The sequence below is a fragment of the Pseudonocardia thermophila genome, from assembly GCF_900142365.1.
Classification (GTDB): Bacteria; Actinomycetota; Actinomycetes; order Mycobacteriales; family Pseudonocardiaceae; genus Pseudonocardia; species Pseudonocardia thermophila.
Genome location: NZ_FRAP01000002.1, coordinates 64,318 through 89,319 on the forward strand (window position 1 = coordinate 64,318; position 25,002 = coordinate 89,319).

At 71.2% G+C, this 25,002-nt stretch carries 21 protein-coding genes; 11 read left to right on the plus strand and 10 right to left on the minus strand.

Translation table 11 applies throughout. The features are described from left to right. Positions 1-97: 97 nt before the first annotated feature. Positions 98-418: a hypothetical protein gene (locus tag BUE41_RS02590; RefSeq protein WP_073455219.1), complete on the minus strand. Its 321-nt coding sequence runs from the start codon at positions 416-418 to the stop codon at positions 98-100. Positions 419-1,287: 869 nt separating this feature from the next. Here BUE41_RS02590 and BUE41_RS02595 point away from each other — a divergent pair. The 7 genes from BUE41_RS02595 to BUE41_RS02625 all read left to right on the plus strand — a co-directional run bounded on the left by BUE41_RS02595 (position 1,288) and on the right by BUE41_RS02625 (position 7,267). Continuing rightward, positions 1,288-1,542 carry a hypothetical protein gene (locus tag BUE41_RS02595; protein ID WP_073455220.1) on the plus strand — a complete coding sequence of 85 codons (255 nt, stop codon included), beginning with the start codon at positions 1,288-1,290 and terminating at the stop codon, positions 1,540-1,542. 417 nt (positions 1,543-1,959) lie between these two features. After that, positions 1,960-2,805: a mycofactocin-coupled SDR family oxidoreductase gene (locus BUE41_RS02600; protein ID WP_073455221.1), complete on the plus strand. Its 846-nt coding sequence runs from the start codon at positions 1,960-1,962 to the stop codon at positions 2,803-2,805. A 22-nt stretch (positions 2,806-2,827) separates the two neighbouring features. Next, on the plus strand, positions 2,828-4,570 hold the full coding sequence (locus tag BUE41_RS02605) for a CocE/NonD family hydrolase (RefSeq protein ID WP_073455222.1): 1,743 nt from the start codon (positions 2,828-2,830) through the stop codon (positions 4,568-4,570). 11 nt (positions 4,571-4,581) lie between these two features. Beyond that, on the plus strand, positions 4,582-5,370 hold the full coding sequence (locus tag BUE41_RS02610) for an enoyl-CoA hydratase/isomerase family protein (RefSeq protein WP_073455525.1): 789 nt from the start codon (positions 4,582-4,584) through the stop codon (positions 5,368-5,370). Between the two features lie 35 nt (positions 5,371-5,405). Next, entirely contained in the window at positions 5,406-5,753 is a 348-nt protein-coding gene (locus tag BUE41_RS02615) for a putative quinol monooxygenase (protein ID WP_073455223.1), read from the plus strand. Positions 5,754-5,758: 5 nt separating this feature from the next. Continuing rightward, the gene (locus tag BUE41_RS02620) at positions 5,759-6,580 is read left to right on the plus strand and encodes a dioxygenase family protein (RefSeq protein ID WP_073455526.1); all 822 of its coding nucleotides are present in this window, start codon (positions 5,759-5,761) and stop codon (positions 6,578-6,580) included. 24 nt (positions 6,581-6,604) lie between these two features. Continuing rightward, positions 6,605-7,267, plus strand: a complete 663-nt coding sequence (locus BUE41_RS02625; RefSeq protein ID WP_073455224.1) for a TetR/AcrR family transcriptional regulator — start codon at positions 6,605-6,607, stop codon at positions 7,265-7,267. A 20-nt stretch (positions 7,268-7,287) separates the two neighbouring features. Here the strand turns inward: BUE41_RS02625 and BUE41_RS02630 are convergent, their stop codons facing one another. From BUE41_RS02630 to BUE41_RS02645, 4 genes are all read right to left on the minus strand, one after another. Beyond that, positions 7,288-7,998, minus strand: a complete 711-nt coding sequence (locus BUE41_RS02630; RefSeq protein ID WP_084754277.1) for a GntR family transcriptional regulator — start codon at positions 7,996-7,998, stop codon at positions 7,288-7,290. A gap of 70 nt (positions 7,999-8,068) precedes the next feature. Continuing rightward, a complete protein-coding gene (locus BUE41_RS02635; protein WP_073455225.1) occupies positions 8,069-9,580 on the minus strand; it encodes an amidase in 1,512 nt (503 codons plus the stop codon). Next, positions 9,544-10,662 carry a pyridoxal phosphate-dependent aminotransferase gene (locus tag BUE41_RS02640; protein WP_073455226.1) on the minus strand — a complete coding sequence of 373 codons (1,119 nt, stop codon included), beginning with the start codon at positions 10,660-10,662 and terminating at the stop codon, positions 9,544-9,546. The genes BUE41_RS02635 and BUE41_RS02640 overlap by 37 nt, the downstream gene beginning before the upstream one ends. Beyond that, positions 10,659-11,846 carry a M20 family metallopeptidase gene (locus BUE41_RS02645; RefSeq protein WP_073455227.1) on the minus strand — a complete coding sequence of 396 codons (1,188 nt, stop codon included), beginning with the start codon at positions 11,844-11,846 and terminating at the stop codon, positions 10,659-10,661. The genes BUE41_RS02640 and BUE41_RS02645 overlap by 4 nt, the downstream gene beginning before the upstream one ends. 235 nt (positions 11,847-12,081) lie before the next feature. On the opposite strand from BUE41_RS02645, the gene BUE41_RS02650 reads away from it, so the two are divergent. The 4 genes from BUE41_RS02650 to BUE41_RS02665 are packed head-to-tail and all read left to right on the plus strand — an operon-like array spanning position 12,082 to position 16,805. Further along, complete coding sequence (locus BUE41_RS02650) at positions 12,082-13,101, plus strand: BMP family protein (protein WP_143171935.1); 1,020 nt, start codon at positions 12,082-12,084, stop codon at positions 13,099-13,101. 1 nt (position 13,102) lies between these two features. Then, on the plus strand, positions 13,103-14,644 hold the full coding sequence (locus tag BUE41_RS02655) for an ABC transporter ATP-binding protein (protein WP_200803737.1): 1,542 nt from the start codon (positions 13,103-13,105) through the stop codon (positions 14,642-14,644). Continuing rightward, positions 14,641-15,726, plus strand: coding sequence for an ABC transporter permease (locus BUE41_RS02660; RefSeq protein ID WP_073455229.1), 1,086 nt, complete (start codon positions 14,641-14,643; stop codon positions 15,724-15,726). Before BUE41_RS02655 ends, BUE41_RS02660 begins: the two co-directional genes overlap by 4 nt. After that, positions 15,723-16,805 carry an ABC transporter permease gene (locus tag BUE41_RS02665; protein WP_073455230.1) on the plus strand — a complete coding sequence of 361 codons (1,083 nt, stop codon included), beginning with the start codon at positions 15,723-15,725 and terminating at the stop codon, positions 16,803-16,805. The genes BUE41_RS02660 and BUE41_RS02665 overlap by 4 nt, the downstream gene beginning before the upstream one ends. Before the next feature lie 86 nt (positions 16,806-16,891). Here BUE41_RS02665 and BUE41_RS02670 read toward each other — a convergent pair whose 3' ends face one another. The 5 genes from BUE41_RS02670 to BUE41_RS02685 all read right to left on the minus strand — a co-directional run bounded on the left by BUE41_RS02670 (position 16,892) and on the right by BUE41_RS02685 (position 24,989). Then, positions 16,892-17,899: an LLM class flavin-dependent oxidoreductase gene (locus tag BUE41_RS02670; RefSeq protein ID WP_073455231.1), complete on the minus strand. Its 1,008-nt coding sequence runs from the start codon at positions 17,897-17,899 to the stop codon at positions 16,892-16,894. A gap of 42 nt (positions 17,900-17,941) precedes the next feature. After that, positions 17,942-19,357, minus strand: coding sequence for an amidohydrolase family protein (locus BUE41_RS02675; protein WP_073455232.1), 1,416 nt, complete (start codon positions 19,355-19,357; stop codon positions 17,942-17,944). 213 nt (positions 19,358-19,570) lie between these two features. Beyond that, on the minus strand, positions 19,571-21,022 hold the full coding sequence (gene pdxR / locus BUE41_RS02680) for a MocR-like pyridoxine biosynthesis transcription factor PdxR (protein ID WP_073455233.1): 1,452 nt from the start codon (positions 21,020-21,022) through the stop codon (positions 19,571-19,573). A 22-nt stretch (positions 21,023-21,044) separates the two neighbouring features. Then, entirely contained in the window at positions 21,045-21,221 is a 177-nt protein-coding gene (locus BUE41_RS31105; RefSeq protein ID WP_200803738.1) for a DUF6104 family protein, read from the minus strand. 81 nt (positions 21,222-21,302) lie between these two features. After that, positions 21,303-24,989, minus strand: coding sequence for a multifunctional oxoglutarate decarboxylase/oxoglutarate dehydrogenase thiamine pyrophosphate-binding subunit/dihydrolipoyllysine-residue succinyltransferase subunit (locus BUE41_RS02685; RefSeq protein WP_143171937.1), 3,687 nt, complete (start codon positions 24,987-24,989; stop codon positions 21,303-21,305). Positions 24,990-25,002 lie beyond the last annotated feature (13 nt).

Below are 25,002 nucleotides of genomic sequence, written 5' to 3' on the forward strand. Positions count from 1 at the left end.
TCGCCTCCTCGCGGGATGCCGTGTCCGACACGGCGAGTGAAGCCCCGGGAGGCGATCACCGTCCAATACCTGGCTGTGCCGCCGCCTCTTCGTCCGGCTATCGATCCAGGTCGCGCACGGGTGCGGGGTGGCGGGAGCGGGCCAGGCGCCACACGGTCTCCGGGTCGAGCGGCAGCCGGGTGGGCCGCACGCCGGCGCGTCGGCGACCGCGTTCGCCACCGCAGCGGGGACGCCCACGACGGGGCCCGCGCCGAGCCCTCCGCCCCGAGCGGGCCCGGCCGTACGGGCTCTGCTCGACGAACCGCTCGCCGCGCGTGCGCGCCTGCTCGACGGCGATGCCCAGGCCCTGCGCCGCACCGCCGAGCACCTGACCGCGGGCCAGGTCGGGATCGACGACGCGGCCGGCGAACTCGTGCACGAAGCGCTGCTGATCGCCGAACGGGGCCGGGGCACGTTCGGCGCACGTGGGCGGATGCGGCGGTTTCCGGTGATGTCATCGCTACGCCCGCTGGGCAGCATCGGCCTGACGGGATCGGGTGGAGGAGATCTCAGCTGCGGCTCACATCGCCCCATCACCTGCATCATTCGCGGGAGGTTTGAGGTCGGGCTCTGCGGCCCACTCCGGGGGACTCCGTCCCCGGAGCCCCTGGTCCTGACTCGGGTGGAGCTCTGTGGGTGGAGCCTTCGCTCCGCTCAGCTCTTTGCTCCTGCCGCTTGCGCGGCCTGAGGGCGAGGTTCGGGTGGAGGTGTTCGTGGCGGGAAAGCCACTTCCCGCCAGGAGGTAGCACCACAGTCACTTCCCTGCAGCTCTGCTCCACCGCATCCACGCTCGCCGGATTTGTCGGTGCGCGTTCCCGCACTCCGAACATGGACCACTCCGAACATGGACACCGACCGACGCAATCCCCGATTCGCCCGGGTTCGCGTCCCTGATCGCCGAGATCAACGCCGAACACGCCGAAATCGCCACCGCATGTCACCAAGGGGTGGCACACCGGATTTCCCGCGGGCTCGCCGACCCCGACGGCCTGAACAAGATCGTGACGTGTGAGGCCGCACTCGCGCTGCAGGTCTCGTCCACCGCGGCCGGCAAGCAGGTGCGCGTCTCTCCCGGGATCTGCACGACGGGCTCGACCACTCCGCTCGCTGTACGCCGCCGGGCTGCTCGGCGAGCGCCCGCCGCGATCGCCAAGGCCGCCGAACACCTCGACAGCGACGAACATGCCCAGGTCGCGGCCGCGCGCACGAACCCGGTGGGTGGCGGTGAGGCCGTCTCGCGAGGACGGCATGGTCACCCTGACTGCTCGGCTGCCGATGAAGGAGGGCGTCGCCTGCTGCGCCGCGCTCGACGACGCGGTCAAGGACCTGTGGTGCGCACCCGAGCCGGTCGCCCGTAGCGGCGGCCAGATCATGGCCGACACGCTCGTCGAACGCCTCACCGGCCAGGCCCGTGCCCGGGACGTGAACCTCGAGGTCCTGGCCCTGGTCGACGTCGCCGCCCGGATCGACCCCGCCGCGGATTCCGCGGACGCTTGGCCATGATCATCCGAGCTCGCGACGACGACCGCTGCACCGCCTCGTACTGCGACGCCCCGATCCAGCGCATCGACCGCCACATCGGCCGCACCGGCGGCGGCCCCACCAGCATCGACAACGGCCAGGGGAAGCGCGCACTGCACAACCACGTCGCGGAGATCGGCATCAGCCGACGGTCTGGGCGAGGCCGCGCCCCCGATCTGCGTGACGCCCTTGCATCCCCGGACGGCCCGCGATACTTTACGACCGTAAAAATTAACGGGCGGTCGCCGGTGAGGGCCCGGCGACGCCTTCGAGTTCCTCCTTCGAGTTCCACGACGCGCGGCGCCTGATCGACGGGGCACTGCCGTCGATCACGCGCGGGTGTCCACACCTGTCTCCGGGCTGCCCGCGAATCGGTCCACGACGCACACAGGAGTGGGGATGGGCAGGCTGGACGGGAAGGTCGTCTTCATCACGGGGATCGCGCGCGGTCAGGGGCGCAGTCATGCGGTGCGCATGGCCGAGGAGGGTGCCGCCGTCATCGGCGTCGACATCTGCGCGAACATCGCGGCGCTGCCGTACGACCTCGCGACGGAGCAGGACCTCGCTGAGACGGCGGCGCTGATCGCAGCCGCGGGCGGCAAGGCCGTGCTGCGGAAGGCGGACGTGCGGGACGCTGCGGCCCTGGCCGACGTCGTGGCCGACGGAGTGGCGCAGTTCGGGCGGCTGGACACGGTGGTGGCCAACGCCGGCGTCATCTCGGCGGCGACGACCGGGCTGGACGTCCCGGACGAGGAATGGAGGGTCGTCACCGACGTCTGCTACGGCGGGGTCGTCAACACGGTTCGGGCCGCAGTCCCGCACATCCGGGCAGGTGGGCGCGGCGGTTCGGTGATCATCATCAGCTCGGTGGGCGGGCTCGCGCCGATCCCCACGACGACGCACTACGCGGCGGCGAAGCACGCGGTCGTCGGGTTGATGCGCAACCTCGCCGTGGAGCTGGGCCCGGAGTCGATCCGGGTCAACACGGTCAACCCGAGCACCGTGGACTCGCCGATGGTGCAGAACCCCTGGGCGTGGCGGCTGTTCATGCCCGATCTGGAGAACCCGACGGCGGAGGACGCAGTTGCCCCGGACGGGCCGCACCAGTCGCTGAACGTGCTGCCGACGCCGTTCATCGATCCCGTCGACGTCAGCAACGCGGTGCTCTTCCTGGCCTCGGACGAGGCGCGGTTCATCACCGGCGTGGCGCTGCCCGTCGACGCCGGCTGGCTGCTCAAGAAGTGATCGCGACCGAAGGAGCTCGCCGATGATCGAGGAACGCGACCTCTCGGTCGCCATGCGCGACGGGACGCGGCTGGCCGTCGACGTCTACCGGCCGGACGAGCCGGGCCGCTACCCGGTGCTCTACGCCTGCTCGCTGCACAACAAGGACATCCAGGGACCGGACGTCTTCGACGCGATCCCGCCGCAGCCCGCGTTCGCGCCGCTGTGGTTCGGGCCGATCGAGGCGGGGGACACGCGCCGGTTCGTGGCCAACGGGTACGTGCACGTGATCGCGCAGCCGCGCGGATCGGCGAAGTCCGAGGGCCACTACGGCGAGGAGGACACCGACCACTACGACATGATCGAGTGGATCACCCGGCAGCCGTGGTGCGACGGCAACGTCGGGATGGTCGGCATCTCCGGCTACGCGGGGGAGCAGTGGCGCGCGGCCGCTCAGGGCCACCCGGCGCTGAAGGCGATCTTCCCCTACGACGCGTGCAGCGCGTACGGCGGCATGTTCGGGTTCCGCGACTTCCATCCCGGGGGTGTGCTGCACACGTTCCCGTACCTGCTCGACGTGTTCAGCACCGTGCACGAGCCCCGCGACCGGCCCGGGGAGCTACCGGGCGACGAGGAGAAGCTCTGGCGCGAGGCGATGGCGAACCCCGACTACAAGCCGTTCATCAACCTCTACAACATCTTGCCCCAGAAGGGGCAGCGCACGTGGGTCATGTACCACGCCTTGACCCACCCCTGGGAGGAGGACGGGGTCCTCGAACAGGCCGAGGAGATGTTCACGAAGATCAGGGTGCCGTTCTACACGGGATCGGGCGCCTACGCGTACACGTACAAGCTGCACTGGCTGGGCGCCCAGCACTACTTCCGCAACGTCGAGGCGCCGAAGAAGCTGATCTTCACCGGGCCGGCGCACGTGGAGCGGCCGTTCCACCAGTACCACGACGAGATCCTGCGCTGGTACGACCACTGGCTGAAGGGCGTCGACACCGGGATCATGGACGAGCCCCCGGTCCGCTACTGGCTGATGGGCAGCAACGAGTGGCGCACCGGCGAGGACTGGCCGCTGCCGGAGACGGAGTGGACGCCGTTCTACCTCGCGGATTGGGGAACGCTCACCACGCAGCCGCCGCGCCCGGCAGCCGAGACAGGGGAGGCGGCGCGCCAGCCGGACGTCTTCACGCAGATGCCGCTCACCCGGACGACGACGGTGGAGCGCCTGCGCTACCTGACCGAGCCGCTGCCGCACGACGTGACGGTGGTCGGCCCGATCAGCCTCACGCTGTACGCCGAGATCGACGAGTCCGACACCAACTGGATCATCGTGCTGAAGGACGTCGGCCCGGACGTCTCCGTGCGCACCGCCCGCGAGGGCGAACGCGACATCCCGGCCGATCTGCCTGAGCGGGAGCTGACCCGCGGCTGGCTCAAGGCCTCCTACCGGGCGCTGGACGAGGAGCGGTCCACGCCGTGGGAGCCGTTCCACAAGCTCACCCGCGACGCGATCGCCCCGGTCGTACCGGGCGAAGTCGTCGAGTACCGGATCCACGTCCTGGCCACCGCGAACACGTTCAAGGCCGGGCACCGGATCTGCCTGGAGATCACCAGCATGGACGTCCCGACCGGGACCGGCGCCATGACCGGGGTCGAGTACATCCCCTACCACGTGACGAGCAGCCAGACCGTCACGCACCGCGTCTACCACGACGCCGACCGGCCCTCCCACCTGCTGCTGCCCGTCATCCCCCAGCGCGGTCGACCCGCCGCATGAAGGAGCACCGCATGTCCACCGTCCGCTTCGAGCAACAGGGCAGCATCGGCCGGATCGTGCTGGCCAATCCGCCCTACAACCGCATCGACTCGCAGTACGCGCGGCACCTGCGCGCCGCCGTGCGCACCGCGGGGGAGAGCAGCATCCGGGTGCTCGCGGTCGTCGCCGAGGGGCCGAACTTCAGCCTCGGCGGCGAGGTCCGTGAGTGGCCGGGCAAGGATGTCAACTGGTTCCGCACCTTCGTCCGCGACGTGAACACGTCCTACCGAGCCATCGAGGCGCTGCGGGTGCCCACCGTGGCCGTCGTGCGCGGCCTCGCCTTCGGCGGCGGGTTCGAGCTCGCGCTCGCGTGCGACTTCCTCGTCGCCGCCGACACCGCCGTCTTCCGCTGCGTCGAGGTCACCACCGGGATGCTGCCGATCGCGGGCGCGCTCCAGCGCCTGGCCGAACGTGCGGGTCGGGCGCGGGCCCACCTGTTCGCCACGCTCGGCGAGCCGATCCCGGGCACCCGCGCGGGGGAGTTCGGCATCGCCACGCACGTCGTCCCCGAACCGCAGCTCGACGCCGAGGCCGACGCGCTGGTGCGCCGCCTCGCGGTCGGCCCGACCCGCTCGTACGCCGCCACCCGGACCCTGCTGAAGGCCTGGTCGAGCGGCGGTGTCGCGGCCACCGACGAGCTGATGCTCGACGTGGCCATGGAGCTGTACGACGGCGAGGACGTCCGGCGCGGCTTCGCCAACACCGCCAAGGCGTTCGACGCCGACGAGGAACCCGCCGAGATCGAGTTCGTCGGCGCGTAGTGATCCCAGGTCCGAGCCACGACGAGGGGACAGCGATGACCACCACCCAGACCCCGACGACCGAGTTGATCGTGTTCTTGCCGGTGAAGCCGGAGGCGCGCGAGGAGTTCCGGGCGAAGCTCGCCGCGATCGCCGGCCACATCGTCCAGGAGCCCGCGTTCGTCAGCGCATCCGTCCACGAGGACCTGCACGACCCGGACACCCTGGTCCTGCGGGAGGCGTGGGCGTGCTCCGGCGCCGACCTGCTCGACCAGCTCGCGCGGCCGTACCGAGCCGAGTACGAGGCCACGCTCTCGTCGATGCTCAAGGCCGACCGCCGCATCGTCTTCCTCACCCCGCCGCTCGCGACGTACGAGGCGAGCGGCTCCGCACCGCAGGAGTGACCTTCGTGCGCACCGTTCTCCCGGAGCTGACCGAGCAGGTCGTCGCCCAGATCCGGCCCGCCGACGACCGGCTGCGCGACCTGCTCGGGCACGCCGTCCGCCATCTGCACGCGTTCGTCCGGGAAACCGGGCTCACTCAGGACGAATGGGCGGCCGTGATCGAGTTCCTGACCCGCACCGGCCGGATGTGCACCCCCGAGCGGCAGGAGTTCGTCCTGCTCTCCGACGTGCTCGGGGTGTCGATGCTGGTCGACGCGGTCACCAACGACGGGACGGAGGCCACCGAGTCGACCGTGCTCGGCCCGTTCTACACCGGACGGCAGCGCGATCTGGGCGCGGGCGCGTCGATCCTGCTGCGGGAGGAGCCCAGTGCGCCGCTCGCGGTGCGCGGCCGGGTCCTGGACGCGGCCGGTGCGCCGGTCGAGAGCGCGATCGTGGAGGTCTGGCAGGCGGCGAGCAACCAGCTCTACGACGTGCAGGACCCCGAGCAGCCGGCGGGACACCTGCGCGGCACCTTCCGCACCGGTCCACAGGGCGAGTACGCGTTCCGCACGGTGGTGCCGACCAGCTACCCGATTCCCGACGACGGCCCGGTCGGTCAGTTGCTGCAGCGCATCGGTCGCCACCCGTATCGACCGGCGCACATCCATTTCCGGCTCAGTGCTCCCGGGTGTCGGACGCTCGTCACCCACCTTTTCCTCGCCGGCGACGATTATCTGGAAAGCGACGCGGTGTACGGGGTGAAGCCGTCGCTCGTCGTGCGTCCGCAGCCGCAGGATCAGGGATACGTGGTCGCGTACGACTTCCGCCTGGCGAAGGATGCCTGAGCAGCCGGCGTGTTAGCGTCGGGCATGGGATCGAGGAGCGCATCGCCTCGCCGGCGCGCGGAGCAGCAGCGATCGCGGGAGACGCGCACCGCCATCCTCACCGCGGCGTTCGCGGAGTTCGCCGAAAAGGGTTTCGAGGCGGCGAGCATCCGCAGCATCGCCGAACGCGCGGGTATCCAGCATCCGTTGATCACCTACCATTACCCGACGAAGGACCTGCTCTGGCAGGCGGTGGCCGAGCACACGTTCGCGCAGATCCGCGACGAATGGGACGCGCACGCCGAGCAGAACACCGATCCCGATCCGCTGGAACGGCTGCGCGCCGAGTACCGGGCGCTCTTCGCCCACACCGTCACGTATCCGGAATTCCACCGCTTCATGCGGCAGGAGACCTCCAGCAACAACCCGCGGCTGCGCTGGGTCGCCGACACGGTGCTGCGCCCGCTGCTGGATCGGCTGCTCCCGCAGATCACCGCGGCCCAGGAGCAGGGGAAGCTGCCTCGGGTCGAGCCGATGCTCTTCCACTACATGATGGTCAGCCTGACCGTCACCTTGTCCGAGTTCGGCCCGGAGATGCAGCTCACGAGCGGCATCGCGGCCGATCGGCTGGAGGTCGCCGACGAGTACTGGAGCCTCGTCGACGCGATGGTGTTCGCCGCCGCGCAGCGCGTGCGCACCGCAGGCTGATGCGTCTGTGCGCCGGCAGCTCAGCCGGTCTCGGGCAGCGCGGTGAGCAGGTCGGCGAAGACGCTGCGGATGTGCTCCCGGCACGCGGCCTCGGCGCCGGCCGGGTCGCGCTTGATGATCGCGGTGACGATCTCCTGGTGCTGGCGCACGGAGGCGTCGAGGCGGCCGGGAACGCCGACGGTGAGGTTGCCGAGCCGTTCGAGGTGCAGGTCGAGCTCGACGAGGAGGTCGCCGATGCGGTGGCCGGCGGCCTGCCGGTAGAGGATCCGGTCGAACTCGTCGAACAGCGCGGGGATCTCGGCGGTGTCGCCGCTCTCCAGCAGTTCGCGGCTGCGCCGGACGTTGGTCCGCAGCTCGGCCTCGTCGGCCTCGGAGATCTGCATGGCCGCGCGGCGGGCGCAGAAGCCCTCGAGGAGCTCGCGCAGCTCGTAGATCTCACGGATGTCGGAGTGGGTGTAGCCGCGGACGATCGCGCCGCGGTACGGCGCGACGGTGACCAGTCCCTCCTTCTCCAGCCGCACGAGGGCCTCGCGGATCGGGGTCTTGCTGACCCCCATCTTCTCGGCGAGCTGGCGTTCGCGCAGCTGCTGGCCGGGCTTCAGCTCCAGCTCCACGATCGCCCGGACCAGGCGCCGGTAGACCATCTCCTTGATCTGCAGGTGGGCGTCGTCGCCCTCGGGCGGGGTGAGTCGCAGATTCGGTGCGGCGGTCTCGCTGGTCGGCCTCGGCATGAGCGTCGGTTCCTCCGCTGCGACTCGGGTTCTGGCGCCCCGCACTCGACGGGACGACCCGCTGCGGGCCCTACCGGTCACGGCGGGCCCGGGGATGGTCAACCTGCATTGTGCTGGTCGGCATCTGCGCCGTCGGGGCGACCGTCCGTTCGTTCGTCGAGGCGAGCACTCGCTGCGCGTGGACGGCGAACTCGAGCACCCGTTCGTCGTGCGCCCACGGGCCGACGATCTGCGCCCCGACGGGCATCCCGCCGCGGCCGAGACCGGTCGGGAGGGTGATCGCGGGCTGCCCGGTGATGTTGAACGGGTAGGTGTAGGGCGTCCACGTGATCCACGGCAGCGGGGCATCGGCCTCGCCGCCCGGCGGGACCTCGGCGTCCGCGGCGAACGCGGTGATCGGCATCGTCGGCATGACGAGCAGGTCCCACTCGTCGAGGACGTGCGCCATGGCGAAGTTGAACTCGCGGCGCGCGGTCATCGCCGCGTAGAACGCCGGCAGGTCGTAGGCCTCGGCGAGCGGGCCGAGCCGGACCAGTCCAGGGTCCATCACGTCGGCGTGCTCCCGGGCGAGATCGCGGAAGCCCAGTCCGCGGCCGGTCACCCACAGCACCTCGAACACTGCGCGTGGCAGCTCGGTCGGGAGCGTCGTCTCGGCGTAGTCAGCGCCGCCCGCGGCGACGAGGGCGTCCAGGGCCCGACCGACCGCTGCGGCGACGTCCTCCTCGGGATCGATGCCGAAGGGTGCGCGGACGATCCCGACGCGCAGCCGCCGCTCGCCGTCGCCCGCCGGAGGTCGGGACCAGTACGACTGCGGGTCTCGCGGATCGGGGCCGCGGGTCAGCGCGAGCACCGCCCGGGCGTCGCGCACATCGCGAGTGAGCACACCGGCGTGCGAGAGGTTCTCGTTGACGGTGCTGGGCCAGACCGGGATCGCGCCTAGCGTCGGCTTGAGCCCGACCACACCGCAGAACGCCGCGGGGATGCGGACCGAGCCGCCCGCGTCGGTGCCGGTGGCGATCGGCACGGCACCGCTGCCGACGGTGGCGCCGGAGCCCGCGCTCGAGCCTCCGGGGTTGCGCTGCGGGTCCCACGGGTTGCGGGTGATGCCGGTGCGCGGCGAGATGCCGGTGGCCTTCCAGCCGAACTCGGGTGTGGTGGTGCGCCCGATGACCACGGCGCCGGCGTCAAGCAGCCGCCCGACCATGGGCGACGACGCGGGTGCGGGCTCGTCCGAGCTGGTCAGCGAACCCTTCCCCGCCGGCACGCCCTCCTCGAGCATGTTGTCTTTCACCGCGATCGGCACGCCGTGCAGTGGGCTGCGCACGGTGCCGGCCCGCACCTCGGCCTCCCGTGCGGCGGCAGTTGCCCGCGCCCGCTCCGGTAGCAGTGCGGCGTAGGCGTTGATCACCGGCTCGGCCTGCGCGGCGAGCTCGAGCGCCAGTTCCGCGAGGTGCACGGGGGAGAGCTCACCTGCGGCGACCCGGCGGCCGAGGTCGAGCGCGCTCGCTGCGCGGTACTCGTCGGCGGTCAGCTCGGCGTAGCCCATCAGCGCGCCCCCACCGGGTCGGGCAGGTCCGTCCACGCGGCGGCGAAGCGATCGCCCCACTCCTCGGGCACCGAGGTACTGATCTTGACGAATCGCGTCCCGAAGTGCGGCGACTGGTAAGTGCCCGGGCGGATGAAGACGTCGCGGTCCAGCATCGCCGCGCACAGCGCGTCGGCGGTCCAGCCGCTGCCGTCGATGTCGACGGCGACGAAGTTGCCGTGCGACGGCCACACGACCAGCCGGCCCAGTCCGCTCGACTCCACCGCGGCTCGCACCGTCTCCTGGTTGCGCCGGTTCGTGGCGCGGACCCGCGCGAGCCACGCGTCCTTCACCTCGAGCCCGGCGATCGCCGCGCGTTGCGCGGTGATGCTCGCGCCGAGGGGGTTCGCCGGCACGGCGGTGAGCTTGGTGAGCAGTTCCGGCGCGGCGACCACCGCGCCAACCCGCAGCCCGGCCAGCCCGAGCCACTTCGAGAACGAGTAGGTGGTGAAGGTGCCCTCCGGGTACAGCTCGGCGGCCAGGGTGTGGCCGTCGGCGAAGTGCCGGTATGTGCAGTCGTGCACCAGGAGCGACCCGGTCTCGCGCGCCACCTCGGTGATGGCGGCCAGGTCACTGCGCTCGTAGCGGCTGCCCAGCGGGTTCAGTGGATCGATCAGGTAGATCAGCGAACCGGGTTCGATGACCTCGGCGATCTGCGCGGCGGTGATGCGGTACCCCTGTTCCGCCGAGTAGATGTCGATCGTCGTCGTCGGCACGCCCGAGAGCCCGGCGAACCGCTCGGGCCACGGCCATCCCGGATCGGTCGTGACGACGCGGGAGATCGAGCCGGCGAGTGCCGTGCAGATGTGGTGCAGTCCGCCGACGGCGCCGTCGGTGATCCACGCGTCCGCTCCGTCGAGTCCCAGGTCGGCGACGATCAGCTCGCGCAGCCGGGCGAAGCCCAGCGCCGGTGCGTACAGCTGGAACTCCCGGCGGCGGACGCTCTCCTCCAGCGCCGCGACCACCTCGGTGGGCGGCTCCAGGTGCGTGGTGTTCTGGCCCATCCAGACCAGGCCGGGCCGGGCCAGCAGGTGCTCGAAGGACGGCGCGGCCGTCGCCGTGGTCGAGGTCGCGGTCATTTGAGCAGCGCCAGCACGGAGAATGCCGTGTACACGCGGGTTGCCTCCACGATGTCGGCGACGGAGAGCTTCTCGTTGGGGCAGTAGACCGGCTCCCCGCCCGGCCCGAAGATCACGGTCGGGATCTTGTCGCCGAAGCTCGCGGTGTCGCCGAGCCAGCCCGCGGCGCGCAACTGCGGCTCACCGCCGCGGACCAGCCGCACGGCCTCCATCATCGTCTGCACGACCTCGCTCTGCGGGTCCGCGACGTATCCGGACTTGACGTCGGCCAGCTCCACCTTGGCGGTGAAGCGCGGATCGGCGCGCCGGACGTTCTCCAGGCAGCGCTCCACCTCTGCCCGCACCGTCTCGACCGACACCCCGGGCTGCGGGCGGCAGTCGACGCGGATCACGCACTCGTCGGGGATCATCGACGGACCGCCCGGCGGCAGACCGCCGTAGACCCGCCCGGGCGCCATGTAGGTCTCCTCGCCGAACAGTTCGCGCACCCACGGCTCGAGCTCGGGCGTGAGCCGGGAGGCGTCCAGCTCGATGATCGCCTTCGCGGCGAGCACGTTGGCGTTGATCGCGAGCGGCTTGTGGCAGGTGTGGGCCGAGCGGCCCTGCGCGGTGATGTCGAAGTAGTAGCGACCGCGGTGGCCGAGGTAGATCTCGTTGTCCGACAGTTCGCCCAGTACGCACAGATCCGCCGTGTACTCGTCGAAGTAGCGGATGGAGCCCGTCTGATCGCCCATGTGGTCGCTGACCCCGGCGAAGGCGAGTCGGCCGGAGATCGGTACCCCGGAAGCGCGGACGGCCTCGGCGGCGACGATCTGGCACACCAGCGCCGCCTTCATGTCCATGATCCCGTGGCCGTAGACGTAGCCGTCGATGAGATCTCCGCTGAACGGCGCGGCCTCGGTCCATCCGATCGAGGCGGGCTTGGTGTCGAGGTGCCCGGTGAGCACGACGCGCCGACCGGGGCCGAAGTCCAGCTCGCCGACGGCGTTGGGCCGGTCGGGCAGGACCTCCTGGAGGCGGACGTCGCTGAAGTCCGAGTCCGTCATCACGCCGACGAGAAACTTGGCGAACGCCAACTCGTCCCCGAGCACGCTCGGGATCCGGCAGACCTCGCGCACGAGGGACACCACCCGGTCCTCGTCGATGAACAAGAGGGCCTTCGCGACCGCGGCTGACTTCTCCATTGCACTCCCACTTCAGTTTGAGATCTCAAATCTGACGGAGCGGTCTCGCGGTTGTCAAGCTCGATGGCATGTGTCAGTACCTGCGATGACTCGATTACATGTTGCGCACAGGTAAAGCCGACGACGATCCCTTGACGTCATGGCAGGGTGACCGAGACGATCCTTCAACCAAGATGCGATCTCGAGATCTCAGTCACCCCGGGCTGACATCCGATCGCAGGTGGAGGAGAACCAGATGATCCGATCGACCTCCCGGTTCGCCCGGCGCGGTGCACTGGCCGCGTCGGCTGCAGCGGTCCTGGTGCTGAGCGCGTGCGGCAGCGAGAGCGGCGGCTCGTCGGCCGCCGCGCCGGGTACGTCCGCCGCGCCCACGAAGGTCGGCGTGGTGCTGGCCGGTCCGCGCAACGACCGCGCGTTCTACCAGTCTTATTTGGACGGCGTGCAGGCCGTGGCGGAGAAGGAGGGGATGACGGTGTCGGTGGTCGACAACGTCACCTCGCCCCAGGCCGCGATCGACGCGCTGACCAACCTCGCCGCCGACAACGAGCTGATCATCGCGGGGGGCAGCTCGCTCGTGTCGGCCGGCAACACGGTCGCGCCCCAGTTCCCCGACGTCACGTTCGTCATGTCGGGCGTCGTCCAGCCCGGTATCCCGAACCTGCACACCTACGCGACCCGTCAGGGCGTGCCGGCCTACGTGGCCGGGGTGATCGCGGCGCAGGAGACCAAGACCGGCTCCATCGGCTACGTCGGCGGAACCGACATCCCGCCGAACTCGCAGTCCTCGATCGACTTCGAGGCGGGTGCGAAGTCGGTGAACCCGGACATCAAGGTCGCCTCCACGACGGTCGGTTCGCTCAGCGACGCCGCCAAGGCCAAGGAGGCGACCGCAGCGCAGATCGCCAACGGCGCCGACGTCATCTACGCCTTCCAGGACGCGGGCCTGCCGGGCGTGCTCGACGCGGTCGAGGAGTCCGGTAAGCCGGTCAAGGTGTTCAACCCGACCACGAACCGCTGCGACGAGTCGCCGAACCTGCTCGGCTACGCGTTCCAGGACACGCGGATCATGGTTCAGCACATCATGGAGGACTACAAGGCGGGCACGCTGCCGGCCGAGCCGCGCTTCTACGCCCTCGACGACCCGAATGTCCAGGCGCTGCGGCTGTGCCCCGGTTACGAGAAGTACCAGGCCGTCGTCGACGAGACCACGAGCAAGATCAACGCTGGGGTGATCACGATGCCCGAGGGCGGGTGACGTGGCGGTACCCACCGCTCGCCCGACCGACAGCGCTGCATCCGCGGCGCTGTCGGTCCGCGGCGTGTCCAAGGCCTACGGGGACCTGCTCGCCAACGACGGGATCGACCTGGAGGTCCGCCCCGGCGAGATCCTCGCTCTGCTGGGGGAGAACGGCGCGGGCAAGTCCACCTTGGTCAAGATCCTCTCCGGGCTGGTGCGGCCGGATGCGGGTGAGGTGCTCGTCGATGGTCGCCCGCTTCCCCCGGGCGATCCGCTGGCAGCCCGCGCGGCCGGGATTGGGGTCGTGCACCAGCACTTCATGCTCGTGCCGGACATGACCGCGACGGAGAACGTCGCGCTCGCCCAGGGCAGGGCCGCGGGGCGCCGGTTCGACGCGGCTGCCACCCGGGCCCGACTGATGGAGCTGAGCGAGCGCCACGGCATGCCTGTGCGCCCCGACGTCCCGGTCGAGCAGCTTCCGGTCGGCGAACGGCAGCGCATCGAGATCCTCAAGTGCCTGCTCGGCGACGCCCGGGTGCTGCTGCTGGACGAGCCGAGCGCGGTGCTCTCGCCGGTGGAGTGGGACCGCCTGGCGGTGGTCCTCAAGGAGCTCGCTGCGGCCGGGCTCGCGATCGTGCTGATCACGCACAAGCTCGGTGAGATCGCCGCGGTGGCCGATCGCTGCACGGTCATGCGCAGCGGTCGCGTCGTGGCGACCGTGCAGGTCGGGGAGACCCGCCCCGAGGAGTTGGCCCGGCTCATGGTCGGCCGCGACGTCGTGCTGCGCTCAGAACGTCCGCGGATCGACCCCGGCCCGGTCATCCTGGAGGTCTCCGGGCTGACCCTGGCCAGCTACCGCGGCGACCGCGACCTGGGCCCCATCGATCTCGTCGTGCGCGGCGGGGAGGTGCTCGGCGTCGCCGGCGTCGAGGGCAACGGGCAGAGTGAGTTGGCTGACCTGCTAGCCGGCGTCCGCACCCCGACGGCGGGCACCGTGCGCGTCACCTCCCGCACCGCCGGCCCGGGACGGGTGGGCGTCATCGCCGAGGACCGGCACACCGACGGGCTCGCCCTGTCGCTCTCGGTGATCGACAACCTGATGATGCGGGTCATCGGCCAGGAGGAGTTCAGCCGGCACGGGGTGCTGCGGCCCGGCCGGATCCGCCGGCGCTGCGCCGAGCTCGTCGAGCGGTTCGACGTGCGCACGCCCGGCCTCGACACTCCGGTGGAGCGGCTGTCGGGCGGCAACCAGCAGAAGATCGTGCTCGCGCGCGAGCTGTCCGGCGAACCCGACCTGCTTATCGCGGCTCAGCCGACCCGCGGTCTCGACGTCGGCGCGATCGAGTTCGTGCACGGGCGGATCAACGCGCACAAGACCGGCGGCGGCGCCACCGTGCTGATCTCGGCCGAGCTGGATGAGGTGCTCGCGCTGTCCGACCGGATCGCGGTGATGTCGGCCGGGCGGATCGTCGCCGTGCTCGACGCCGCGGAGGCGACCCGCGACCGGATCGGCGAGTTGATGGCCGCCGGAGTCGAGCAAGGAGAGGACGTGGTCGCGTGAGTCGGCAGGCACTGCGCGGCGCCGCGGTCAGCGTGCTGGCGGTCGTGGTCGCGCTGGCGGCGTCGCTCGTGGTCATCGCCCTGACGGGGGTCCCACTGGACAAAGCGGCGGCCGCCATGTGGGACGGCGTCTTCGGCAGCCCGGCGCAGTTCGGCGCCACGCTGACGAAGTTCGTTCCGCTCGTGCTCGCCGCCGTGGGCTGGGTGATCGCCATCCGCGCCGGACGGCTCAACGTCGGGCTGGAGGGGCAGATCCTCGCGGGCGGCACGGCGTCGGCTGCTGTTGGCCTGTACCTGACCGGCCTGCCGACAGTGATCCATCTGCCGCTCGCGGTGCTCGCCGGGGCGGTGGGCGGCGCGGCGCTCGGCGCGGTCGCCGCGTGGCTGTGGGCCCGCCGCGGGGTGAACGACTTCATCGCCACGCTGCTGCTCACGTTCATCGTGACGCAGTTGGTGTCGTGGCTGGCCAACGGGCCGATGGAGGAGCCGACCGGCACGCTCGGACAGAGCGCGCCGGTCGCGGACACCGCGCGCTGGCCGATCCTGATCCCGCGCACGACGCTGCGCGCGGACATCCTGCTCGTGATCGTCCTGGTGCTGGCGGTCGCCTACATGCTGCGCCGCACGGTCGTCGGCTACCGGCTGCGCCTCACCGGGGCGAACCCCGCGGCTGCTCAGGCGACCGGCACCCGGACGCAGCTGATCGGGGTCGGCGCGCTGTGCGCGTCGGCCGCGATCGCCGGAGTCGCCGGATCGTCGCTGGTGGTGGCCTCGCCCGCGGGTAACCTCGCGCCCGGGTTCTCTGCGAACTACGGGTTCGACGGCATCGTCGTCGCGCTCCTGGCCCGCAACTCGCCGCTGGGCTGCATCCCGGCAGCGCTGCTGCTCGCGGCGCTGCGCCAGGGCGGCGGGCTGCTGGAGGCGCGGCTCGGGATCTCCAACGGCCTGGTCACCGCCACCCAGGCCGTCGTGATCCTGCTGGTCACGGGCACCGCCTGGTACGCCGAGCGCCGCCGGCCACGCCGCCGCACAGCGGGGAGCAGCGAAGTGCCCGCGCCCGTCGCGGAGGGAGCCCGCTCGTGAACCCGTTCGACATCGCGCTGTTCGCCGCCGCGATCCGACTGTCCGTCCCGCTGCTGCTGGCCGCACTCGGTGAGCTGGTCTCCGAGCGCGCCGGCGTGATCAACATCGGGCTGGAGGGGATGATGCTCGCCGGCGCCTACGCCGCGTTCCTCGCGGCCTGGGCGACCGGCAGCGTCGGTCTCGGCCTGGCCGCGGGAATCGTGGTGGGGGTGCTGCTCGCGGTCGTGATGGCGTTCGTCTCGGTGACGCTGCGCGGCGACCAGATCGTCGTCGGTGTGGCGCTGAACCTGCTCGCCGCCGGGGTGACGATGTTCCTGTACCGGCTGCAGTTCCAGGGGACCCAGCCGACGACGGTCCGCATGGAGACCTACCCGGTGCCGCTGCTGTCGGACATACCGGTCGTCGGCCCGGTGGTGTTCAACCAGCTGCCGCTGGTCTACCTCGCGTACGTGATCGGGCCGGTCGTCGCGTACCTGCTCTACCGGACGCAGCTCGGCCTGCGGATCCGGTCGGCGGGGGAGAAACCGGAGGTGCTCGACGCCACCGGGTGCGACGTCGTCCGCGTCCAGTGGGGTGCGGTGCTCACCGCCGGTGCGTTCGCCGGGTTGGGCGGGGCGTTCCTGTCGGTCGGGCAGGTCGGGCTGTTCGCCGAGCACATGACCGCCGGCCGCGGGTTCCTCGCGCTCGCCGCGGTCGTGTTCGGGCAGTGGCGGCCGTACGGAGTGATCGCCGCCTGCGCGGTCTTCGGGTTCACCGACGCCCTGCAGCTGCGGCTGCAGTCGATGGGCGAAGTGCCACGCGAGGTGTGGATCGCCCTGGCCGTCGTGGGGGTGCTGATCGCCGGCTTCGGCGCGCTGCGGGCCCGCCGGTCCGGCTCGCCGCTGCGCTGGGTGCTGCTGGGTGCGGTGCTCTGCATCGTGGTCGGCGTGCTCGGCGCGGTGCTGGTGCCGGGGTTCGCGCTGCCGTCGCAGTTCTGGCTGAGCCTGCCGTACGTGCTGAGCCTCGTGGCGCTCGCCTCCGCCTCACGGCGGGTCCGGGCACCAGCGATGATCGGTCTCCCGCTCCCGGCCCGGAACTGAGCCACAGAAGAGGCGGCCCCCAGAAGGAGGCCCCGAAGACGAGGCCCCGCAGCGCACGTGCGCTGCGGGGCCTCGTCGGGTGTGCCTCAGGCGGGGAGATGGCCCTCCTCCCGCAGGCACTCGGCGAACGCCGTGATCGTCGCCACCCTGCTGGTCGCGTCGCCCCCGAGGGGGAAGACGGCCATGCTGTCGATGCCCAGCTTGTCCAGCGTGCGAATGTGCTCGCGGGTGGCGGCCCGGTTTCCGGACAGCGACATCCGTCGCACGAAGTCGTCGGGCAGCAGCTCGGCCGCCGCGGCGGCCTCCTGGAACTCCCCGCCCGAGTAGGCCGCGCGCACCTGCGCCACCAGCTCCGGGGACAGACCGGCCAACTCGCAGTACACCGGCGCCGTCATCGGGAACCACGCGGCGATCGTGCGGCCCGCGGCTAGCGCGACCTCCTCGTCCTCGTCGATCGCGCCGTAGGCGAACACGGTGATCTTCGGGCGGGCGCCGCGGCCCGCCTGGTCGACCCCGCGGTCGATGTGCTCGAGTGCGTACGAGAGCCCGTCCGGGTGCAGCCCAGCCAGCAGGATCACGCCGTCGGCGATCCGCCCGGCCAGCTCCAGCGTCATCGGCCCGCTCGCCGAGATGTAGACGGGGATGTCGGGACGGGCGGGAAAGCGCAGATGCGCGTCGGCGAGCGTGAAGCCGCGGGCCTGCATGTCGACGTGCTCGCCCGACCAGAGTCGGCGTGCGGCGAGGATCGCGTCCTCCAGCAGCCCCAGTCGGGCCGGCTTGAGCCCGAGCGCATCGAGTGGTCGGTCGCCCGCCCCGATCCCGAACACCGCCCGGCCGCCGGAGATCTCGTCGAGGGTCGCGGCGCCGACTGCGGCCATCGCCGGGTGCCGCGTGACCGGGTTCGTGACGGCCGTGCCGAGCCGGACGCGGCTGGTGTTGACCGCGGCCAGCGTCAGGTACGAGTAGCAGTACCGTGAGTGCAGGGAGGAGTCGGTCAGCCACAGATCACCCAGCCCGAGGTCCTCGACGTGGCGGACCATCGAGACGAACTGGTCCGGCGGATAGACCGGCTGGAGGCAGACAGCGCCGTACATGGCTTAGGGAGCCCTTCGTCGATACGGGATCGGAGTCGGAGATCAGAGGACCGGCCACGCGGGTGCGGGGTCGATCCCGATCTTCTTGAGGATTTTTCGGTCGGTGGCCTCGATCTCCTCGCGCAGCGCGTCCTCGTCGAAGATCGTGCTGCGCTTGTTCTCCAGCACGACCTTGCCGCCGATGAGGACCGTCTCGACGGAGTGGCCGGTCACCCCGTAGGCGAGGTTGGCGATCGGGTTGTGCAGCGGCCGCCAGTCGTAGTCGTTGGTGTCGAAGATGACCAGGTCGGCCTGCTTGCCGGCCTCCAAGGAGCCGGTCACGTCGTCGAAGCGCAGGGCCCGGGCGCCGCCGAGGGTGCCCAGCTCGACCGCCGTCTCGGCGCTGACCGCGGTGGGATCCTCGCGCGCGTCGCGCGGGAGCAGCGCGGCCAGGTAGATCGCGCGGCAGACGTCCTGGTGGTTGGAGCAGTTCTCCGCGTCGGTGCCCAGGCCCACGCGCACGCCCGCCGCGATCAGCTCAGGGAACTTGCTGTGCTGGGTGGTGCCCTTGGCGAGCTTCAGCGCGGTGCTCGGGTTCCAGGAGATCGTGGCGCCGTTGTCGGCGATCGCCTTCACGTCGTCGTCATCGAGGCTCGTGACGTGGTTGAGCAGCGTGTACTCGTTGAGCGCACCGATGGTCGCGGTGTGCTTGACCGGTCGCTCTCCGAACACCTTCAGCTCCAGCGCGACCTCGCGCTCGCTCGTCGACTTGTGCTGCACGGCCAGCGTGCGGGACTCCTCGGCCAGCCGGGCCGCGGCGACGCTCAATTCGTCGGAGCACGTCGTGACGCCTTCGATGCACACCGCGGGCCGGATCCGCGGATTGCCGAACGCCTGGACCTTCGCCAAACCCTCCTCCAGGCGCCGGATCGCCGCCGGCGTGTCGAGCTTGAGCCAGTCGGGCAGACCTTCCGCGCCGCCCGCGCCGCGCTGGTCCCACGTCCACAGGCCGATGCGCGCGCGGATGCCGGACTCCGCGATCGCCTCCAGCACCGCGTCGATGTGGTTGCAGCCCGGCTCCTCGAACAGCGTCGTGCCGTTGCGGATCATCTCCGCCGTCGCGTGCCGGGCGTAGACGTACATGTCCTCGGGCTCGAGCGAGGAGAACGACGGGTAGATGAAGCGCCGCAGCGATTCCAGCGTGGTCCCGCCCTCGGGCATGGCCCCCTTGGCGCAGCACAGCAGGTGCCGGTGTCCGTTCGTCATCCCGGGCAGCACGACGCCGTCCGGGCGATCGATGCGTCGCGCGGGATCGTAGGTGCGCTCCAGGTCGGCGGTCTTGCCGACAGCGATGATGGTCTCACCGGTGATGGCGACGGCGCCGTCGCGCAGGATCCGGCGGTCGGCGTCCACCGTGATCACCCAGGCGGCCGTGACGAGCAGGTCGCAGGGAACGGCGCTCCCGGTGGAGTCGGGCATGAGGTCTCCTTCGGGCGTACGAAGTTGAGATCGCAAACCTCGCCCAGATCGGTGTCAGCTGTCAAGAGGATGATGCTGATGGGCCCAGATCGGCCTCTCACGGATCGATGAGAGAGCGCGGTTAAGAGCATGTAACAGCAGTTCAGATCGTATCTACGGGGACGGATTGGAGATTGTTACGGGCAGATCGGCCAAGCTTGCGATCCTGAGATCTCATCTTGCGGAGGAGTACCCGCTGAGCAGCTCCCCTAGCGCTGCCACACCGTCGCGGATCACCGCCGTGGGCGCGGCGGCGTAGCCGAGGACCAGGCCGGGTTCCCGGGGCTGCTGGCAGTGCCAGGACAGCGGCTGGACCTTCACCCCGCGCTCGAGCGCCGCGCGGGCGAGATCGACGTCGGAGAGGTGGGTGCCGGGGAAGGTGACGGTGAGGTGCAGGCCGGCGGCCGCGCCGTGGACGACCGCGGTGGGCAGGTGTTCGCGCAGTGCGGCGATCATGGCGTCGCGTCGGCGGCGGTGGCGGGTGCGGACGTGGCGGAGGGTGCGGTCCAGCTCACCGGAGTCCATGAGGTGGGCGAGGACGAGCTGCGAGATGGCGGGGCCGCCGAGGTCGGCGCGGCGACGCGCGGTCACGACGACGTCGCGGAGCCGGGGTGGCACGACGAGCCAGCCCATCCGCAGCGCCGGGGCGAGGAGCTTCGAGACGCTGCCGGTGTAGCAGACCTGCTCGGGCAGCATGCCGGCGAGCGCGGCGACCGGGGTGCGGTCGTAGCGGTGCTCGGCGTCGTAGTCGTCCTCGACGACGAGGCCGCCGCCGGCCGCCCAGGCCATGAGCTCGCGGCGGCGCCGACCGTCGAGGACGACGCCGGTGGGGAACTGGTGGGCTGGGGTGAGCAGCACGGCGGGGGCACCCAGGGCACGTAGGGCGTCGATGCGGGCGCCGCGCCCGTCGACGGGGACGGGTGGGGTGGCCAGGCCCCACGCCTGGAGCTGTTGACGAGTGCCCAGCGAGCCGGGGTCCTCGACGGCGACGGCGTCGATGCCGCGGTCGCGCAGCACCTGGGCGAGCAGGGCGAGGGCCTGGGCCACGCCGGCCACCACGACGACGTCCGCCGGATCGACCCGTATACCGCGGGTGCGGCCCAGGCGCTGGGCCACCGCGCGGCGCAGCACCGGGTGGCCGGCCGGTTCGCCGTAGCCGAGGTCGGTCGGGACCAGCGCGTCGAGGACGGCGCGTTCGGCGCGCAGCCACGCCGCCCGCGGGAAGGCCGCGAGATCGGGGACACCGGGGGTGAAGTCGACGCGTGCCGGGACGGCGCGCATCTCGTCGAAGATCGCATCGCTCGGGGCGTCCAGCGCCGGGCGGACGGGGGTGGGCGGGGCCGCCCGCGGCGGCGCGGCGGGCGCGGCGACGACCACCGTCCCGGCGCGGCCGCGGCCCTCGATGTGGCCGTCGTCGGTGAGCCGCCGGTAGGCCTCGGTGACGGTCCCGCGGGCGACGTTCAGCTCGGCGGCGAGACGGCGGGTCGGGGGGAGCCGGGTGCCGACGGGGAGCCGCCCGTCCGCGATGGCCGCGCGGAGGGCGGTGGCGAGCCACTCGGCGCGGCCACCGGGCGGAGCGGCAGCGATGTCGAGCTCGAGGAAGTCCGAGCCGGGGGCGGGGTTCAGCGTCCGTCAGCTCCTGGGTCGTTCACTCGTCGAACTCGTCGTCCCGGGCGAGGAAGCTGGCGAGCCGCTCGACCGCGTCCTCGAAGGCGGGGTTGGCGTCGACGAAGGCGCGCAGCCGGTCGGCGAGCCACTCGATCGTCACTTCCTCCTCGCCCCGCCGGGCGACCAGCTCCTCGATGCCGCGGTCGGTGAAGTACACGACCCCAGGCTAGCGAGGACGACGAACGGCACTTCCGTCAGCAGTGGTTGCTGACGGAAGTGCCGTTCGTGGGTGAAGAACTCAGTCGCGGGCGAACGCGGCCTCGATGACCTCGGCCTGCTCGACCTCGTGCACCTTCGACGACCCGACGGCCGGGGCGGCCATCCGCCGGCGCGAGACGCGCTTCATGCCGACCAGCCGCGGCAGCTTCTGCGGCAGCTCCAGGCCGAGGTACGGCCAGGCGCCCTGGTTAGCGGGCTCCTCCTGCACCCAGCGGATGTCCTCCGCGTTCGGGTACCGGTCGAGCACGGCCGCGAGCTGGCGGTCGGGCAGCGGGTAGAGCTGCTCGAGCCGCACGAGCGCCACGTCGTTGATCTGCTTCTTCTCCCGCGCCATGGCGAGCTCGTAGTAGATCTTGCCAGTGCAGAGGTTGATCTGGCGGACGTCCGACGCGGGCTTGTCCAGGTCGCGGTAGCGCGGGTCGTCGATCACCGGGCGGAACCGGCCGCCGGTGAAGTCGGGCAGCTGGCTGACCGCCTGCTTGGCCCGCAGCATCCACTTCGGCGTGAACACCACGAGCGGGCGCTGGATGCCGTCGAGCGCGTGCCGGCGCAGCAGGTGGAAGTAGTTGGCCGGCTCGGTGGGCACCGTGACGGTCATCGAGCCCTCCGCGCACAGCTGCAGGAACCGCTCGATGCGGCCGGAGCTGTGGTCCGGGCCCTGGCCCTCCAGGCCGTGCGGCAGCAGCAGCACGACGTCGGAGGTCTGGCCCCACTTCGCCTCACCGGACGAGATGAACTCGTCGATGATCGACTGGGCGCCGTTGACGAAGTCGCCGAACTGCGCCTCCCAGGCCACGAACGCGTCCGGGTTCGCCACCGAGTAGCCGTACTCGAAGCCGAGCGCGGCGAACTCCGACAGCGCCGAGTCGTAGGGCATGAACCGGCCCTGGTTCGGCGACAGGTGGCGCAGCGGGATGTACTCCTCGCCGGTCCTGCGGTCGATCAGCACCGAGTGGCGCTGGACGAACGTGCCGCGGCGGGTGTCCTGGCCGGCGATGCGGACGTCCTTGCCGTCCATGGCCAGCGAGCCCAGGGCGATCAGCTCGGCGAACGCCCAGTCGATGTTGCCCTCGCGGGAGGCCTTGTAGCGGCGCTCCAGCACCGGCCTGACCCGCTGGTGCACGGTGAAGCCCTCGGGCAGCTCCACGTGCACGTCCCCGACGCGGTGGATGACCTCCAGCGGCACCGACGTGTCCAGGTCCGGCGGGACCGACTGCTTCTGCTCCACCGACGGGCTCGGCCGCGGCGGGGTCTTCTCCAGCTCCCGGACCTCGTTGAAGACGTGCTCGAGCTGGTTGGAGAAGTCGCGCAGCGCGTGCTCGGCCTCCTCCAGCGTGATGTCGCCCCGGCCGATCAGCGACTCGGTGTAGATCTTCCGGACGCTGCGCTTCGAGTCGATGATGTCGTACATCAACGGCTGCGTCATCGAGGGGTCGTCGCCCTCGTTGTGGCCGCGGCGGCGGTAGCAGACCATGTCGATGACGACGTCGTTGTGCCAGCGCTGGCGGTACTCGACGGCCAGCTTGGCCACCCAGACGCACGCCTCGGGGTCGTCGCCGTTCACGTGGAACACCGGCGCGTCGATCATCTTCGCCACGTCGGTGCTGTACTGCGACGAGCGGGAGTGCTCGGGCGCGGTGGTGAACCCGACCTGGTTGTTCACCACGACGTGGACGGTGCCGCCGGTGCGGTAGCCGCGCAGCTTCGCCAGGTTCAGCGTCTCGGCGACCACACCCTGACCGGCGAACGCCGCGTCGCCGTGCATCATCAGCGGCAGCACGGTGAACGCGCCGTCGCCCTTGTCGATCAGGTCCTGCTTGGCCCGCACGATGCCCTCGAGGACCGGGTCGACGGCCTCCAGGTGCGACGGGTTCGACGCCAGCGACACGACGGTCTCGCCGTCGCCGAACATGCGGAAGTACTTGCCCTCCGCGCCCAGGTGGTACTTCACGTCGCCGGAGCCGTGCGCCTGGCCCGGGTCGAGGTTGCCCTCGAACTCGCGGAAGATCTGGCTGATCGGCTTGCCGACGATGTTGGCCAGCACGTTGAGCCGGCCGCGGTGCGGCATACCGATCACGACCTCGTCGAGCTCGTGCGCGGCCGCCGTGTCGAGGATGGCGTCGAGCAGCGGGATGACGGTCTCGCCGCCCTCCAGCGAGAACCGCTTCTGGCCGACGTACTTGGTCTGCAGGAAGGTCTCGAACGCCTCGGCCGCGTTGAGCTTCGACAGGATGTACTTCTGCTCGGCCGGGCTGGGCTTCTCGTGCGGGGCCTCGATCCGCTCCTGCAGCCACCGGCGCTGCTCGGGGTCGGAGATGTGCATGTACTCGACGCCGATCGTGCGGCAGTACGAGTCACGCAGCACGCCGAGGACGTCGCGCAGCTTCATCCGCTGCTTGCCGGCGAACCCGCCGACGGCGAACTCGCGGTCCAGGTCCCACAGCGTGAGGCCGTGGGAGAGGACGTCGAGGTCAGGGTGGCGCCGCTGGCGGTAGTTCAGCGGATCCGTGTCGGCCATGAGGTGGCCGCGCGTGCGGTAGGCGTCGATGAGCTCGAGCACCCGCGCGGTCTTGTCGACCGGGCCCTCCGGGATGTCGCGCACCCAGCGGACCGGCTCGTACGGGACGCGCAGCGAGCGGAAGATCTCGTCGTAGAAGCCGTCCTCGCCGAGCAGCAGCCCGTGGATGCGGCGCAGGAAGTCGCCGGACTCGGCGCCCTGGATGACCCGGTGGTCGTAGGTGGAGGTCAGTGTGATGATCTTGCTGACGCCCAGCTCGGCCAGCCGCTCGTCGCTGGCGCCCTGGAACTCGGCCGGGTACTCCATCGCGCCGACGCCGATGATCGCGCCCTGGCCGCTCATCAGGCGCGGCACCGAGTGGTTGGTGCCGAGGGTGCCCGGGTTGGTGAGGCTGATGGTGGTGCCGGCGAAGTCCTCCGCGGTCAGGTTGCCCGACCGCGCCTTGCGCACCATCTCCTCGTAGGCCGCCCAGAACTGGGCGAAGCTCATGTTCTCGCACGCCTTGATCGACACGACCACCAGCGAGCGCTGTCCGTTCTTGCCCGGCAGGTCGATGGCCAGGCCGAGGTTGACGTGCTCGGGCTGGACGACGGAGGGCTTGCCGTCGATCTCGGCGTAGTGCCGGTTCATCACCGGGAAGTCGACCAGCGCCTTGACGACCGCGTACCCGATGATGTGGGTGAAGCTGATCTTGCCGCCGCGGGTGCGCTTCAGCTGGTTGTTGATCACCACGCGGTTGTCGGCGAGCAGCTTCGCCGGGACCGCGCGCACGCTCGTGGCGGTGGGCACCGAGAGCGACGCGTTCATGTTCTTGACCACGGCGCTCGCCGCGCCGCGCAGCGGGGTCGCGGTGCCCCCGGCGTCGGCGACGGCGGGCTTGGCGGCCTGCGACGCGGCGCCCGCGGTGGGCTTGGCCGCGGTGGGCGCCGACGGCGTGGCCGGACGCGGGCGCTCGGCGGTGGGCGCGGTGGCCCGCGCCGCACCGTTACCTGCGGCAGGTCGCGTGGTCGGCGTCTCGGCGGAGGACTGCTTCGTGGTCTGTGCGGTGGACTGTGCCGTGGACGTGGTGGGCTCCGTGGTCTGGCCCGCGCCGTTGGCGGCGGGCTCGGCACCGGGCCGGTAGTCGGCGAAGAACTCGTGCCATGCGGGATCGACGGCGTCGGGGTCCTCGAGGAAACGCTGGTACATCTCCTCGACGAGC